The 14,543-nt window shown below is 64.1% G+C and carries 13 protein-coding genes; 4 read left to right on the top strand and 9 right to left on the bottom strand.

Annotated features, from left to right (window positions below; genetic code table 11):
• Positions 1-155: 155 nt before the first annotated feature.
• On the bottom strand, positions 156-557 hold the full coding sequence (locus VFB18_RS09210) for a hypothetical protein (RefSeq protein WP_324973943.1): 402 nt from the start codon (positions 555-557) through the stop codon (positions 156-158).
• A 182-nt stretch (positions 558-739) separates the two neighbouring features.
• Here VFB18_RS09210 and VFB18_RS09205 point away from each other — a divergent pair, with 182 nt between their 5' ends.
• Positions 740-1,447, top strand: a complete 708-nt coding sequence (locus VFB18_RS09205; protein WP_324973941.1) for an SDR family NAD(P)-dependent oxidoreductase — start codon at positions 740-742, stop codon at positions 1,445-1,447.
• 6 nt (positions 1,448-1,453) lie between these two features.
• Here the strand turns inward: VFB18_RS09205 and VFB18_RS09200 are convergent, their stop codons facing one another.
• Both VFB18_RS09200 and VFB18_RS09195 read right to left on the bottom strand, forming a co-directional pair.
• Positions 1,454-2,254: an MBL fold metallo-hydrolase gene (locus VFB18_RS09200; protein WP_324973938.1), complete on the bottom strand. Its 801-nt coding sequence runs from the start codon at positions 2,252-2,254 to the stop codon at positions 1,454-1,456.
• Complete coding sequence (locus tag VFB18_RS09195) at positions 2,251-3,057, bottom strand: TatD family hydrolase (RefSeq protein WP_324973946.1); 807 nt, start codon at positions 3,055-3,057, stop codon at positions 2,251-2,253. The genes VFB18_RS09200 and VFB18_RS09195 overlap by 4 nt, the downstream gene beginning before the upstream one ends.
• A 144-nt stretch (positions 3,058-3,201) precedes the next feature.
• Here VFB18_RS09195 and VFB18_RS15795 point away from each other — a divergent pair, with 144 nt between their 5' ends.
• Entirely contained in the window at positions 3,202-3,492 is a 291-nt protein-coding gene (locus VFB18_RS15795) for a glutaredoxin family protein (protein WP_414675677.1), read from the top strand.
• A 6-nt stretch (positions 3,493-3,498) separates the two neighbouring features.
• Here the strand turns inward: VFB18_RS15795 and metG are convergent, their stop codons facing one another.
• The 6 genes from metG to VFB18_RS09165 form a co-directional block, all read right to left on the bottom strand.
• On the bottom strand, positions 3,499-5,064 hold the full coding sequence (gene metG, locus VFB18_RS09190) for a methionine--tRNA ligase (protein WP_324973934.1): 1,566 nt from the start codon (positions 5,062-5,064) through the stop codon (positions 3,499-3,501).
• Between the two features lie 54 nt (positions 5,065-5,118).
• Positions 5,119-6,219, bottom strand: coding sequence for a DNA polymerase III subunit delta' (locus tag VFB18_RS09185; protein ID WP_324973931.1), 1,101 nt, complete (start codon positions 6,217-6,219; stop codon positions 5,119-5,121).
• Positions 6,216-6,869, bottom strand: a complete 654-nt coding sequence (tmk, locus tag VFB18_RS09180; RefSeq protein WP_324973928.1) for a dTMP kinase — start codon at positions 6,867-6,869, stop codon at positions 6,216-6,218. The genes VFB18_RS09185 and tmk overlap by 4 nt, the downstream gene beginning before the upstream one ends.
• A 9-nt stretch (positions 6,870-6,878) precedes the next feature.
• Entirely contained in the window at positions 6,879-8,072 is a 1,194-nt protein-coding gene (locus tag VFB18_RS09175; protein ID WP_324973925.1) for a D-alanyl-D-alanine carboxypeptidase family protein, read from the bottom strand.
• A 120-nt stretch (positions 8,073-8,192) separates the two neighbouring features.
• Positions 8,193-9,392, bottom strand: coding sequence for a septal ring lytic transglycosylase RlpA family protein (locus tag VFB18_RS09170; RefSeq protein ID WP_324973923.1), 1,200 nt, complete (start codon positions 9,390-9,392; stop codon positions 8,193-8,195).
• Between the two features lie 127 nt (positions 9,393-9,519).
• The gene (locus VFB18_RS09165) at positions 9,520-11,088 is read right to left on the bottom strand and encodes an AAA family ATPase (protein ID WP_324973921.1); all 1,569 of its coding nucleotides are present in this window, start codon (positions 11,086-11,088) and stop codon (positions 9,520-9,522) included.
• Positions 11,089-11,276: 188 nt separating this feature from the next.
• Here VFB18_RS09165 and VFB18_RS09160 point away from each other — a divergent pair, with 188 nt between their 5' ends.
• Complete coding sequence (locus VFB18_RS09160; RefSeq protein ID WP_324973919.1) at positions 11,277-12,608, top strand: tetratricopeptide repeat protein; 1,332 nt, start codon at positions 11,277-11,279, stop codon at positions 12,606-12,608.
• Positions 12,609-12,830: 222 nt separating this feature from the next.
• Positions 12,831-14,543 (top strand): FecR family protein (locus VFB18_RS09155; protein WP_324973917.1); only part of this gene is annotated, 1,713 nt, incomplete at its 3' end.

Below are 14,543 nucleotides of genomic sequence, written 5' to 3'. Positions count from 1 at the left end.
TCCGCAATTCACCGATCACTGCTTCACCGGCGAATATCCGACCCGCCTCAGGGACCGCGAAGGCCCGCCCGCGCAGAAGCAGCTTTCCTTCCTCGCCGAGGTCGGTTAGCCACATCGCCCAAAGGCGTCGCGCATTCAGTTCAGCCTTCCGGCCCCTACTCTTGGGGCGTGCAGGTTCCGAATTCCGCGTAGGTCCGGCCGATATTGGCGATCGACATCGACATTTGACCCGTGCTCTTGGCGACCACGGCGGTCCAGGTCAGAAGCTGGTGCCTGCCATGCAGGATGAGAACGTTCTCATCCTCGTAAGCATCGCCCGGATCGAATAGTCCCTGCCCGCCGAACAGTCCCGAGAACAGGGTCCTCTCTTTCACATTGAGCGTGACGGCGGGTGGCAGATTGGCCTGCTGCGCCGACACCCTCTGACAGCCGGCCGCGGCCGTGCATTCGAAGATCTCGGCGAGCTGACAGGCGTAAGCGGGGGCCGCCGAGGCCTGCACCGGCATGAGAAAAGACGCTGCAACAACGAACGGCAGTGTGACTCTCGCAAGTTTCATCGCGGGCTCCCAATTTCTGATGCTTGGCTCGAAGGTCAAATTGGCCTCAGGCCACCGCCGGAACACAACACCTGTCCCCGCACCTGACGCTCTCCGGCAGAGCGCGAGGCGAATGATAGCATTTCCGCCACTCCGCCGAATACCGGATTGCCCGCGCACGCGCGCAATGACACTAATCTCCTGTGACAGAACCACGACTCAAGGATCGCATCGCGCTCATCACCGGCGCCTCGCGCGGCATCGGCCGGGCCGTGGCCTTCGCCTATGCGCGCGAGGGCGCGCACGTGCTCCTGCTCGCCCGCTCTCAGGCCGCTCTGGAAGAGGTTGACGACGCGATCAAGGAGGCGGGCGGCAAGGCTTCGCTCATTCCGCTCAATCTGACCGACGGCAAGCGGGTCGACGCGCTCGGCCCCACGCTCTATGAGCGCTTCGGCCGGCTCGATATTTTCGTCGGCAACGCCGCCATCCTCGGGCGCCTCTCCCCGCTCACGCATATCGCCTCCGAGCACTGGGAGCGCGTCATGGCAACCAACGTCACCGCCAATTGGCGGCTCATCCGTACGCTCGATCCTCTGCTCCGCCGCTCCGATGCCGGCCGCGTGATCTTCGTGACGTCAAGCGTCGCGCGCACCGCCAAGGCTTACTGGGCCCCCTACTCCGTGTCGAAGGCCGCGCTCGAAACGCTCGCCAGGACCTACGCCAACGAGACCGCCGACAGCGCGATCAAGGTCAACATCGTCGATCCGGGCGCGACCGCGACGCGCATGCGCGCCGAGGCCTATCCGGGCGAGGATCAGGCGAGCCTCCCCACGCCGGAGCAGGTCGCCGAGATTTTCGTCGAGCTCGCCATGCCGTCTTTCGCCAGGACGGGCGAGATCATCGAGTCTTGAGTTTCCTCACCCGGCGACCTCGAGCACCATGCCGTCATAGGCGGGCTCGACGCCCTGCGGCAGCTCGAGGGCAAGCGTCGCGTAATCGAGATCGATATGCATATGCGTGAGGATCGCGCGCTTCGGCTTCAGCTTGCCGATCCACTCAAGAGCTTGGCCGACCGAGAAATGGCTCGGGTGAAACGTGTAGCGAAGGGCATCGATGATCCAGATGTCGAGCCCGCGCAGGAGCTCGAGCGATTCCTCCGGGAAATCGCTCACATCGGGCGAATAGGCGAGACCGCCGAAGCGGAAGCCGAGCGACGTGCCGCGCCCGTGGATTTGCCGGTAGGCGAGCGCCTCGATCGCCCCGCCCCGTCCCTCGATTGGCACGGCCTGCCCGGCAACGATTTCCTGGGCGAGAAGGACCGCTGGATAGTCGCTGCCCGCAGGCGTTTCGAAGCAATAGTCGAAGCGCTGGCGAAGCACCTCTAACGTCGTCTTGTCGGAATAAACCTTGAGGCGCTGGTTACCGTTATAGACGACGACCCGCAGGTCATCGATGCCGTGGGTGTGATCGGCGTGGTCGTGGGTATAGAGCACCCCATCGAGCAGCCCGACATTGGCGTCGAGTAGTCCCTCGCGTAGGTCGGGCGGAGTATCGACCAGGACATTGGTCATCCCCTTCGCGCCCTCGCGCTGGACCAGAAGCGCGCAGCGCCGCCGGCGATTCCTGGGGTTCGACGGGTCGCACGCCCCCCACACATTGCCGATGCGCGGCACGCCGCCGGACGTGCCGCAGCCGAGGATGGTGACCTTGAGGCTCATGCGGCGCTTTGCGGGCTGGCCCGGCTCGTGCGCGGCACCTTGTTGAACAGGCGAAAGAAGTTCGCGCTCGTGGTGCGCGCGAGCTCTTCGCCGCTCACGCCCCGGAGCTCGGCGAGCCGTGCCGCCGTGTGCGCGACGAAGGCTGGCTCGTTGACCTTTCCCCGCATGGGCACCGGGGCAAGATAGGGCGCGTCGGTCTCGACCAGGAGGCGGTCGCGCGGAGCGGAAAGCGCGATCTCGCGCAAATGCTCCGCGTTCTTGAACGTGACGACGCCTGAGAAGGAGATATAGCCGCCGAGCGCAAGACCGGCGCGCGCAAGCTCCGCGCCGCTCGTGAAGCAATGCAGTACGAAGGAAAAGGCGCCCTCCTTCGTCTCCTCCTCGAGAATGCGGGCGATATCGGCATCGGCTTCGCGGGCATGGATAATGAGCGGCAGGCCCGTCTTGCGCGCGGCGGCGATGTGGGTGCGGAAGCTCTTCTCCTGAACGCCGCGCGGACTGTAGTCATAGTGGTAGTCGAGGCCGGCCTCGCCGATCGCCACGACCTTGGCATGGCGCGCAAGCTCGATCAGCTCCTCGACGGTGACGTCGGTTTCTTCGGCGGCGTGGTGCGGATGCGTGCCGACCGAGCAGAACACATTCTCATGCGCCTCTGCGATCGCCTTGATCGCCGCGAAGCGGCGGACTCTGGTCGAGACGGTGAGCATCAGATCGACGCCGGCGCCCCGCGCGCGCGCAAGCACGCCGTCGAGGTCGGCGGCAAGCTCGGGAAAATCGAGATGGCAGTGGCTGTCGATCAGCATCACGGAAGAATGAAAGATCCGATATTCTTCAAGCTGCTAGGCTAAGGGCCGGTCAGGAGCACTATGTGCCGCATATAGGCCAACGGAGCAATAAGGGCTTGTCGATGCCGAAGCGCATGTTCGCTGTCAATCGCGGGATCGTAGTTGCCGCCATCGCGGTCACGCTGTCCGTCATCAGCGCCGAACCGGTCGGAGCGGGCTGTAGCAAGAGCGTCACTTTGTATAACGCGTGGTGGTGTCCCCTATTGCAGACAGGTCAGGGCAATCCTGGCCCGCAATCACATCAGCTACAGAATCCTCGATGCGACGACGCCAAAAGTCCAAGCGCTCATGATACGGCGGTTTGGCGACACGGCCGTCCCGCGTACCGTAATCGGCGGCGTCCTTGTCGAGGGAGTCGACGAGGCGAGGATTTTGCAACTCTGCCACGGGTAACAGGCGCTAGGACGCGGCGGCCTCGCTGTCCGTGTCGACATAACGCGGAAAGACGGGGGCAGGCTGCGGCAGTTTCACGCCAGGCTTGAGGCGTCCCTTGACGCCGAGCGCGGCAAAATCGCGCTCATCCTCGGCCACGCCGAGCTGATCGAGCAGGAGCCCCGCGCTCTTCGGCATCGCCGGCTGCACCAGAATGGCGATTTGCCGCGTCACCTCGGCCGTGACGTAGAGGATCGTTCCCATGCGCTCCGGATTCGTCTTCTTGTGCGCCCACGGCTCCTCGCCGGCGAAGTAGCGGTTGGCGTCGGCGACCAGCGCCCAAACGATCTCGAGCGCGCGGTGGATGGCGAATTCGTCGATCGCGGCGCCGACGCGCGCGAGCGCCGCATCGGCGGAGGCAAGGATCGCTCGGTCGGCCGGTGTGAACGCGCCTGGCTTCGGCACAACACCTCCGCAATTCTTGGCGATCATCGACAGCGACCGCTGGGCGAGATTGCCGAGATCGTTGGCAAGGTCGGCATTGATGCGCTGGATGATGGCCTCGCGGCTGTAATTGCCGTCCTGCCCGAAGGGGACCTCGCGCAGGAGGAAGTAGCGAAGCTGATCGGCGCCGAATTCCTTGGTGAGCGCGAAGGGATCGACCACGTTGCCGATCGATTTGGACATCTTCTCGCCGCGGCTATACAGGAAGCCGTGGCCGAACACGCGCTCGGGAGGCTCAACGCCCGCCGACATGAGGAAAGCCGGCCAATAGACGGCGTGAAAGCGCACGATGTCCTTGCCGATGATATGCACGTTGGCCGGCCAATAACGCCGGAACGTCTCGCAATTCTCGTCGGGGAAGCCGACGCCGGTAAGGTAATTGGTGAGGGCATCGACCCACACATACATGATGTGCTTGGGATCGCCCGGCACGGGAATGCCCCAGTCGAAGGTCGTGCGCGAGATGGAAAGGTCTTGCAGGCCGCCGCGCACGAAACTCTTCACTTCGTTCGCGCGCGTGTCCGGCCCGATGAACTGAGGATGGGATTCGTAATAGGCGAGCAGCCTGTCCTGATAGGCCGAGAGCCTGAAGAAATAGCTCTCCTCCTCGACCCACTCGACCGGCGTTCCCTGCGGCGAGAGCTTCTTGCCGTCCGATCCCTCTTTCAGCTCGCTTTCGTCGTAATAGGCCTCATCGCGCACTGAGTACCATCCCGCATATTTGCCGAGATAGATGTCGCCTGCCGCCTGCATGCGCCGCCACAGCTCCTGGCAGGCGCGCTTGTGCCGCTCCTCACGGGTCGAGATGAAATCGTCGTTGGAGCACTCGAGCACGCGCGCCATGTCGCGGAACTTGGGCGTGTTGCGGTCGGCGAGCTCGGCCGCGGTGATGCCTTGCGCCTTGGCGGTCTGAAGCATCTTGATGCCGTGCTCGTCGGTGCCGGTGAGGAAGAAGACATCGCGGCCCTGGAGGCGCCGGAAGCGCGCGAGCGCGTCCGTGGCGACCGCCTCGTAGGCGTGCCCGATATGGGGCGCATCGTTCGGATAGGAGATGGCCGTGGTGATGTAGTAGGAAACCGTGTCCGCCATGGGGCTTGAATAGCCCTTAGTCGCAAGCACAGGCAAGCGCGCCTGCGCAATGAGCTAAACAGGGTGTTCGCGCGCAAGCTTCTGCAGGCGGAACCAGGTGTCGAGTACGAGCAGGCTCTTGTCGAGGTTGAGCGCGATAGCCTCCGACCTTTCCTCGGCGATCGCCTCCCAGGCTCCCGCCCAATAAGCGAGATTGGCGCGCGACAAAAGGCGCAAGCCAAGCTCCCGCTCGCGATCCGTGGCCCCCTCTCCTGTCGCCGCAAAGCGGATCAGCCGCTCGATGAGGCCGAGCAGGAGCGAGAAATAGAGTTCGAGCCGCTCGCTTTCGCTCGCATTTGAAAGCCCGTCCACCACCTTATGCAGGCGCGTCGCGTCGAGCTCGGGCAGCCTGGCGAACGTGTCGATGATCTCGCCGTAGAGTCCGATCCCCTCGCTCGAGATCAATTCGAGCGCGCGGCGCACGCTCCCTTGCGCGAGGGCAAGCGCCGTCGCCAGCGTCGCCTCATCGGTCTCGTATCCGTCGCGCGCGAGGGCGGCGCGCACGGCTCGTTCGACGTCGGACTCTTGGAGGGGGAAAAGGCGCAGCGTGCGTGCGCGCGAGCGGATGGTGACCGGAAGCCTCCCCTCGGCGGCCGAGATCAGCAGAAAGAGGGTCTGCCCGGGGGGTTCCTCCAAGGCCTTTAGAAGCGCATTCGCCGCGTTGGTATTGAGCTCGTCGGCGCGGTCGACGATGACCACGCGCCAGCCGCTTTCGCCCGCGGTGTTGCCGAGAAAGGCGCGCAGGCGCCTCACCTCGTCGACACTGATCCACTGGCCGTAGCGTTTCGTCTTCTCGTTATAGGGGCGGAGCAGCAGCAGAAGGTTGGGGTGGGAAAGCGCCGCGACTTTGCGGAAGATCGCTTCAGCCTCGCCATGGTGCCCGCCGTGGGCGAGCACGGTGCGGGCGAAGCGATAGGCAAGCGTCGCCTTGCCGATCCCCTCGGGCCCCGTCAGAAGCCACGCATGATGCATGCGGCCCGAGCGAAGTGCGTCCTCGAACTCGGCGATTGCCGCCTCGTGACCGAATACGCGATCGACCTCGCGCGGAGAGGAGAAGCCTTCCAGCCGGTCAGGCTCGGCGGGAGCGGCGCGCTGACGCTCCGCCGCTGCGCTCATGGGCTCAAGCGATTGAGGACGACTTCCCACACGTCCTCGGCGACCATCGCCTCCGGCTGGCTCGCGTCGATCACCACGCAGCGATCGGGTTCCTCCTCGGCGATGTCGAGGAAGGCGCGGCGCACCCGCTCGTGCAGCATCAGCTCCTGGCTTTCGAATCGGTCGGGAACCTGCACGCCGCGGCGCTCGGCCGCGCGCGCGAGGCCCTCCTCGGGAGGAATGTCGAGGATGAAGGTGATGTCGGGCAGAAGCCCTGACAGCGTAATACGTTCGAGCGCGTTGATGAGGGCCCGCGGCACGCCGGCCGTCGCTCCCTGGTAGGCTCGCGTCGAATCGAGGAAGCGGTCGCACACCACCCATTTGCCGGACAGCAGCGCTTGCCCGATCGCATTCTCGACGTGATCCGCGCGCGCCACGGAGAACATCAAGGCCTCGGCAAAAGGCCCGTATTGCCACACCTTGCCCGAGAGCAGAGCTTCGCGGATTTCCTCGGCAGCGGGTGTGCCGCCGGGCTCACGCGTCGAGAACACCTGACGGCCGGCGCGCGTCAGCCGGTTGGCGAGGATGCCGGCCTGGGTCGACTTGCCGCTGCCCTCCCCGCCTTCGAACGTTATGAATCGGCCGGTTTCGACCGCTGCGCGCTGCATCATGATGAGAAATTATAGCAGCCAGCCGAATGCCAGCACGAATAAAGAGTCCAGCCCGCGCATGGCGAAGTTGCTTTGGGCGATGTCGTCGCCGGCATAAAGCGGGATCTCGTTGGTTGCCGAGGATTCGGTCGAGGTCACGCGCAGCACCGCCACCTTGTCGCCCTTGCGGATCGGCGCCTTGATCGGCCCTTGATAAACGACCGACGCCGACACCTTGCCGCTGGAATTGATCGGCAGGATGATGTCGATATTGCCGGCGCCGACGAGCGGCACGTAATGCTGGGTGCCACCCCATACGAGAGCGTCGCTCACTTTCTGGCCTTGGTCGAACAGCCTGAACGGCCTGAAGTTCTTGAATCCCCACTCGAGCAGCCTGCGCGGCTCGCCCTCGCGGTCCTGTTTGCTGTCGAGGCCGTTGACGACGAGGATCAGGCGCTGGTCGCCGCGCTTGGCGCTCGCGACGAGACCATACCCCGCCTCTTCGATGAACCCGGTCTTGAGCCCGTCGACGCCGAGGTCGGAGCCGATCAGCGGATTGCGGTTCCGGAATACGAACTTCTCGCGATACTTGAACTCGGGCTCACCGAAGAAGTGGTAGTATTCGGGGTAGGTGTAGATCAGATAGCGGGCGAGAATGCCGAGCTCGCGCGCCGTCATCAGATGACCTTCGGCCGGTAGCCCGGTGGCATTCACGAAGGTCGACTTGGTGAGGCCAATTTCGCGGGCGAATTTATTCATTTCCTTGGCGAATGCGTCCTCTGTGCCCGAGATGCCCTCGGCGAGGATGATGGCCGCGTCGTTCGCCGACTGCACGGTGATCCCCTGGATGAGGTCCGACACCGTGACCTTGCTGTTGAGCGGCGCGAACATGGCGGATGAGCCAGACGGGGCGCCGCCGGTGCGCCAGGCATGTTCGCTCACGGGAAATTCGGTATCGAGCGTGATGTGCCCCGCCTTGAGCTCGCGAAACACGATCGCGAGCGTCATCAGCTTGCTCATGCTGGCGGGCGGCACGAGCGCGTCGGCATCCTTCTCGAACAGGACGAGATTGGCGTCGGCGTCCATGAGCAGGGCATGCTTGGCCTTGGTCTCGATCGGCCCCGAGGGAGCGGCGGCATCGCGTCCCAAGGCTGCGACGGGCGCCGCGGCCATCACCGCGAACGCCACCGCCGCCGTGAGCTTGATCCACCTATCAAGTCGCAACGCGTGCACGCTCTGCCGTGGCAAGGTTGAATTGGATACGCGGACGGCCACCATGCCGATCCCCAACAGGAAATATCGAGCGACTAAGGCAAAAAAGCAACTCGCGCGAGCGAGAGCGCGCTATTTCTTGGCGACAATCGTGGCGCCTTGATAGCCGGCTTGTGCGACCTTGGAAAGCGCGGCCTCGGCCGCCCCTCGATCGGCAAAAGGGCCGAGTCTCACCCGGAAATAGAGGTTGCCGGCAGCGCCTGTTTCCGCCAATTCGACCGGCCCGATCGGCGAGAGCGCTGCGCGCGCTCGGTCGGCATTTTCCCGGTTCTTGAAGGACCCCGCCTGGATCAGGAAGCCTCCTCCTGGGCCGGCAGCTTGCGGCAGCGATCCGGTCGCCGACGGTTGCGACACCTGGGCAGCCCGCGGGCTTGCCTGCCAGTAGAGCGGGCCGTCGAAGGGGATGGCTTCCGCCTCCTTCGGCGGCGCGACGATGGTCCAACCGTAGGATACCGCTTGATCCTGCGCGGGTTGACCCTTCTTGGCCGGCGGCAAGGACGCCCGGCGCACCGTCTCCTCTGTACCAGCCGTTGCGGCCGGCTGCGGTGGCGCCTCCTTCCACGGCGTCTCGAGGTTTTCGGGGTTCTCGGGCGGGAGGCTTACGATGTCGGCCTTGGGGGCCTTGCCTTTGCGCGAGCCCTTGGCGGCCACCTGCATGAAGCTTTGGCTCGCAAGGAATTTCTGCTCGTAGCGGTCGTCCCCGCTCAACGGCGCGCGGCCGAGATATTTGACGCGCACGAGCGCCGTTCCGCTTCCACGGAAGCCGAGCACCTCGGCCGAGCGGCGGGACAGGTCGAGGATGCGGTCATTGGCGTAAGGACCGCGATCGTTGACCCGCACCACGATCGTCCGTCCATTCTCGAGATTGGTCACCTGCACATAGACGGGAAGCGGCAGGATGGGGCTCGCCGCCGACAGCCGATCCATGTCGTAGATCTCGCCATTTGCGGTACGGCGGCCGTGGAACAACTCGCCGTACCAAGACGCCCGCCCGACGCGGTTATAGGTCGGATCTTCGCGCGGCGTGTACCAGATGCCGCCGATCTGATAGGGCTTGCCGACCATGTACACGCCGCCGCCCTTGGGCACCGGCTGGCCGAGCGGAATGACGCGCTCGCCAAGCTGCGGCCCGTTGCCCCCGCAGGCCGCAAGTACCGCTCCGAGGCTTGCCGCGAGCGCGAGCGCAATGAGGAGGTGCGTTCGCCGCCCCTCGACAGAAGTCGCGAACGCGCCTGCGCCACCCGCTTCAGGAGCGGGGCTACGCCCAGCCACTTCACTCAATGTCAGGCCCCCCGACAGGGCATGCCCAAGGCGCCGGACGGCCTGCTATGGAGGCCCGGGTCCATGAAAAGGCGCGCCACGGCCACTCTCAGCCAAGGTGGGTTAGCAAAGGGTGAAGCTAGGCCGTCCGGTTAGGCGCGGCGCCGATGGCCTCGAGCGCGGCGTGAGCAACTTGTGCAAGCGGAAGCCCGGCGTCGATCAGTTCGAAGTTTTGCGGGCCGATCTCGTAACGGAGCTGCTCGTCGACCACGGAAGGCGTGGCGTCGGATGCATCATGGAGACGCTTCGCCACCCGCGCCCGCATGACCTCGCGCGGGGCTTCGAGCCAGAGCCCCGTGAACGGAACGCCCTCCTCGGCGGCGAGGGCCTCGATCGCCGCCCGCTCCTCGGGTTTGGCATGGACGGCATCGACCATCACCGTGCGGCCTGAGCGGAGCGCAAACCGCGCGCGCTTGCGGCAGATGGCATAGACCTCGTCGGAAATTCCCGCGAGGTAGGCTTCGGCCGGGAGGCGGACCTCGGGAGAAACCCCGAACAGGCGCTTGCGCTCGACGTCGCTCCGCACATGTACCGCCCCCGGGAAGGCGCCAAGACGAGGAGAAATCGCCGCCGCCACCGCCGACTTGCCCGAGCCCGACAACCCGCCGATGGCGATAAGCTTAGGCCTATCCGGGACTTGTAGAAACGCCCGGGCAAGCGCGAAATAGTTGCGCGCCTCACCCTCGGCCTCGTCCCTCGCCTCTTCGGCCGCACCCGCACGCAGCGTCTCGACCTTCGCCCTGATCATCGCCCGCAGCGAGAGGAAGAGCGGAAGAGCCGCGAGCCCCAAGAGATTGCCGGAGCTTCCGTCGGCATCGAGATAAGCGTTGAGCACGGCGTTGGCATGGCCCGCAAGCTTCCGCTTGCCGAGGTCCATGACGAGGAAGGCGAGGTCGTAGAGGACGTCGATCGTGGCGAGCGCATCGTCGAATTCGATGGCATCGAACAGGACGGGTTTTGCTTCGATCTCGACGATGTTGCGCAAGTGAAGATCGCCGTGGCAATGGCGCACGAAACCGCCCCGCGAACGCGACTCAATTAGCGGCAAAAGGTCGGCAAATGCGGCCCGGCTCGCCGCAATGAGGCCCTTCGCCTCCTCGGCTGGGAAGAGATCGGGACGGGCGCCGAGCATCCTCTCGTGCTCATCGAGAATGCCGCCGAGCTGACGCATCCACTGCCCAACGGTAAGAGAGCGAGCGGCATCGGCATGGAAGGCGGCGATCGTCTCGGCAAGCGGACGCATCGCGGCAAGCTCGAGCCGGCCCTCCTCCGCCATGCGCTCATAGAGGCACCGCTGATCGAAACGCCGCATGCGGAGCACCCACTCCACCACCTCGCCCGTGCCACCGAGGGCAAGGCGGCCTTGAGGCCCGAGAGTAACGGGGAGGACATCGAGATAGAGGCCGGGCGCCGTCCGCCGGTTGATGCGGAGCTCGTTCTCGGCGGCCAGCCTCCGTTTCTCGAGGGTGGAAAAATCGAGAAACGGGTATTTGACCGCGCGCTTCACCTTGTAGGCGAAGTCGCCGGCAAGAAACACGACCGAGGCGTGGGTCTCGATCCGTTCCACGGTCCTCGGCCGATCGGGATAGGCCTTAGGCAGAGCGAGGAATTCCAATACCTTGCCCTGGTCCTCTTGCACCCCGGTCATAGCGTTAACCATGCTTGACGAATCGCGTGTTTACTCTGCCACAGGACCTTTGAAAATATTCAGAAAACGCCGTCCAGCCCTTGCTGGCAAAGGGTTAACTGGCTAACGTCTGGCCGGGAAGGGCGGCATCTTGGGAATCGGTTCCTGGGATGCCTCAAGAAAGGCCGAGCGGCGAAATGACGGGGTGGATGAAGTGCGCGATCGCGCTTGCGATCGCGGCTCTGGTCGCGACCGCGACCGCGCCGTCTATGGCACTTGCTCAAGCGACAGGTTTCGATGCCCAGCGCGAGGCCCTGCTCAAGCAGATGCTGGCGCGGCCGAACGATCTCGACCTCGCCTTCGAATATGCCAAGCTCTCCTCCGAAGCCGGCGACTACGAGGGCGCCATCTCGACGCTCGAGCGCATGCTGATCTATGCGCCGAACACCCCTCGCCTCCAGCTCGAGCTCGGTGCGCTCTATTACAAGATCGGCGCCTACGAGGTCTCCCGCTCCTACTTCGCACAAGCGCTGGCCAACCCGAAAGTTCCGCCCGAGGTCGCAAATCAGATCAAGATGTACCTCGCGCAGATGTCGCTCACCCAGGACCCGCCCCCCTTCTCGGCCACCATCTTCTCGGCCATCCGGTGGGAGAGCAACGCCAATTCCGGCCCCGGCACGCAGAGCGTGACGCTGAACGGCATCGACTTCACCATCGACAGTCAGACCGTCGGCCACGAGGGCTGGAGCGCGCTCAACATCGGCACGCTGCACTACAACTGGAACTTGAAGCAGGGCGACCGCATCGAGGTCGACGCGCTCGCTTATTCGACCGCCTGTTTCGACAATACGCTGAGCGACATCAGCCTCGACTTCTTCGAGGCGACGATCGGCCCGAGCTTCAATTTGCGGCGCTTCGGCATCGACAACTCGCGCGGCTACATCTACGCCATCGGCGACCTCGCTTATCTCGGCTACGACTACTATTTCGGCGCGCCCGGCGCCGGCGTCCGCTTCCTCTCCTTCGCCGCCCCGCAAAGCGTGCTCGACGCCAGGCTCGAGACGCGCGACCGTCAGTTCAACGACACCTCCGACCTTCCCACCAATTCGCTCCGCACCGGCTGGCAGACGCGGCTCGGCGCGACCTACTCTTATTATCTCTCGCCCGGCTTCGTGATCACCACGCAAGCCTACGCCCAGCGCGAGGACGCCAAGGCCGACTTCTATACCGACTGGGAGATGGCGGTGTCGGGCGGTTTCGCCTGGACCTTCAACAACCCGCTATGGCAGGCGCAATATCCATGGACGTTCCAATGGGGCGCGGGCTTCGTGCGGCGCAATTACGACGACCCCGACCCCACCATCAATCCGAATGCGGCCGAAACGGATCGCGTGTTCTGGACACGCGGCGCGCTCGTCCTTCCCGTGGCGGAAACCTGGGCCTTGGTTCCGCAGGTCGAGTATCGCGACCAGGACTCGAACTATGATATATATACGTTCAACGATCTGACGGCTCTTGTCGGGGTGCAGAAGAGGTTCTGAGGGATGACGAGCCGCAATCCACGCTTGCCCTACGACTCTCCCCTCCGGGGAGCGACCCGTCGCGCGCCTGCCACATTGTCCTCTCCCCTTTGGGGAGAGGGTTGGGCAAACGGGGCCCTCTTTGCCCTCGGTCTTGGGCTCTCTCTCGCCGTGGCCGGCACGCCGGCGCATGCCGACAAGGTCGGGGTTGCGGCGGCCGTCAACCCGGACGCCTTCTCGAGCTTGAACGGCTCGCCCAAGTCGCAGCTCAACATCGGCAAGTCGATCTTCTTCAACGAGCACATCAACACCACAGACAGCGGCCTCGTTCAGGTGCTGCTCGTCGACGGCTCGACCTTCACCGTCGGCCCGGGCTCGGACCTCACCATCGACAAATTCGTCTACGACCCGAACAAAAAGTCGGGCGAGATGGTCGCCACCTTCTCCAAGGGCGTGATGCGCTTCGTCGGCGGCAAGCTGTCGAAGAACGAGGGCGGCGTCACCGTCAACACGCCGCAAGGCGCGCTCGCCATCCGCGGCGGAATGTTTATGGGTCAGATCACCGGACCGAAATCGGCGATCTATTCCTTCCTCTACGGCGTCTCGCTGACGCTTGCCGGCCAGGGCACGATCTTCCAGCCGGGTAACAGCTTCTATGTCAGTGGTTCCGGCACGACGATCTCGCCGACGACGCAAGCGGCCATCAACGCCATGATGGCGGCACTGACCAAGGTGGGCACCTACAACAACGCCGGCACCAATCCTCCGTCCGGCCCCAATCAAGGTCAGCTCATCATCCAAGGCAACAACTATAACGAGATCATCTCGACCGCGACCGCGACGCAGATCCAGGATCAGATTCAGAAAGAGATCGACGAGTTCAACAATGCGCTTGAAACGCCGTCGGAGCCGGGCCAGCCGCAACAGTTGACAACGCTCTTCTCGGGATACGCGGGTGGCTCCTTCACCCAATACTCCACGCCCGACGAGTGCGACGAATGTAATTATGAAAATCGAGACCCGCCGTCAGGCACGTTGAGCAACCTCAACCCCCTGCAGTTCGTGCCGTCCTTCGATGCCAATCAGAATTTCACCGGCGCCACGCTGTCATTGTTTGTCAACAACGGGGAGGCAGGCGCGGGCGGAGTCGACATAATCTTCGTTCCATTTTTCCAAACGAACTTTGATGTGCCTTCCGGGCCAGGCGCTCCTCCGACCGCAAGTTCTCTGTTCGCAGGGATCGCGGTCGGTCCGAATGACATAACGGCTTATAACGGAACGGCTGGTATTCCGCCCGCTCTCGTCGACAAAACGACTGTCTCAGATTACTCAGTCGCTGCGATCTACGGCTTCACTGGAGCGGGAACCGTCCTTTGCACCAATTGCGACTTCCTGAAGTGGGGCGGCTGGGGGGCCGATCTCGAGTTCAGGAACACATCAGACACCGCGACAAATCACGTCACGGCGCTCGGCTATTGGGTCGCAGGCGACATCATCAAGGACACGGTCGGCGCGCTGCCGATTACCGGCGGGGCGGACTATGCAGGAACGACGCTGGCAAGTGTGACAACGGACTTGTTTGGCACTCAATGCCAACCGAACGTGCAACAAACCTATCCCGCCTCGGGCAATGTCGCCATGCATTGGGACTTCGGCAGCCGCAGCGGCACGTTTAACGTCTCGCAATTCGACGCACAGCATTTTCAGAATACCAACGGCTTAAGCTTCGGTGGCAATCTTTCGGCACCGGGCGTCACCAACGCTGCAAATCAATTCGGCGGACCGCTGAGCGGAACTCTGCCATCCGGCTCCGCCCTCAACGGCGCGGTTACAGGTTCCTTCGTCAAAGGCCCGGGCCAGGTCGCCGGCAACGTCCCGGCTGCCGCCATCGGCAACTGGACGATCAGCAACGGCGCCCGAGACTATAATTATTATAATGCCAGCGGCATCTTTGGC

Source organism: Methyloceanibacter sp., from assembly GCF_035650995.1.
Lineage (GTDB): Bacteria > Pseudomonadota > Alphaproteobacteria > Rhizobiales > Methyloligellaceae > Methyloceanibacter.
This window is presented reverse-complemented; position numbering and strand designations above follow the sequence as displayed.

What these genes read in the sequence shown, in the direction of transcription:
- metG (WP_324973934.1), bottom strand. Translation starts at nt 5,064, where the DNA reads ATGGCGGACACGGTTTCCTACTACATCACCACGGCCATCTCCTATCCG.
- tmk (WP_324973928.1), bottom strand. Translation starts at nt 6,869, where the DNA reads ATGATGCAGCGCGCAGCGGTCGAAACCGGCCGATTCATAACGTTCGAA.
- VFB18_RS09210 (WP_324973943.1), bottom strand. Translation starts at nt 557, where the DNA reads ATGAAACTTGCGAGAGTCACACTGCCGTTCGTTGTTGCAGCGTCTTTT.
- VFB18_RS09165 (WP_324973921.1), bottom strand. Translation starts at nt 11,088, where the DNA reads ATGACCGGGGTGCAAGAGGACCAGGGCAAGGTATTGGAATTCCTCGCT.
- VFB18_RS09200 (WP_324973938.1), bottom strand. Translation starts at nt 2,254, where the DNA reads ATGAGCCTCAAGGTCACCATCCTCGGCTGCGGCACGTCCGGCGGCGTG.
- VFB18_RS09160 (WP_324973919.1), top strand. Translation starts at nt 11,277, where the DNA reads ATGAAGTGCGCGATCGCGCTTGCGATCGCGGCTCTGGTCGCGACCGCG.
- VFB18_RS09185 (WP_324973931.1), bottom strand. Translation starts at nt 6,219, where the DNA reads ATGAGCGCAGCGGCGGAGCGTCAGCGCGCCGCTCCCGCCGAGCCTGAC.
- VFB18_RS09195 (WP_324973946.1), bottom strand. Translation starts at nt 3,057, where the DNA reads ATGCTGATCGACAGCCACTGCCATCTCGATTTTCCCGAGCTTGCCGCC.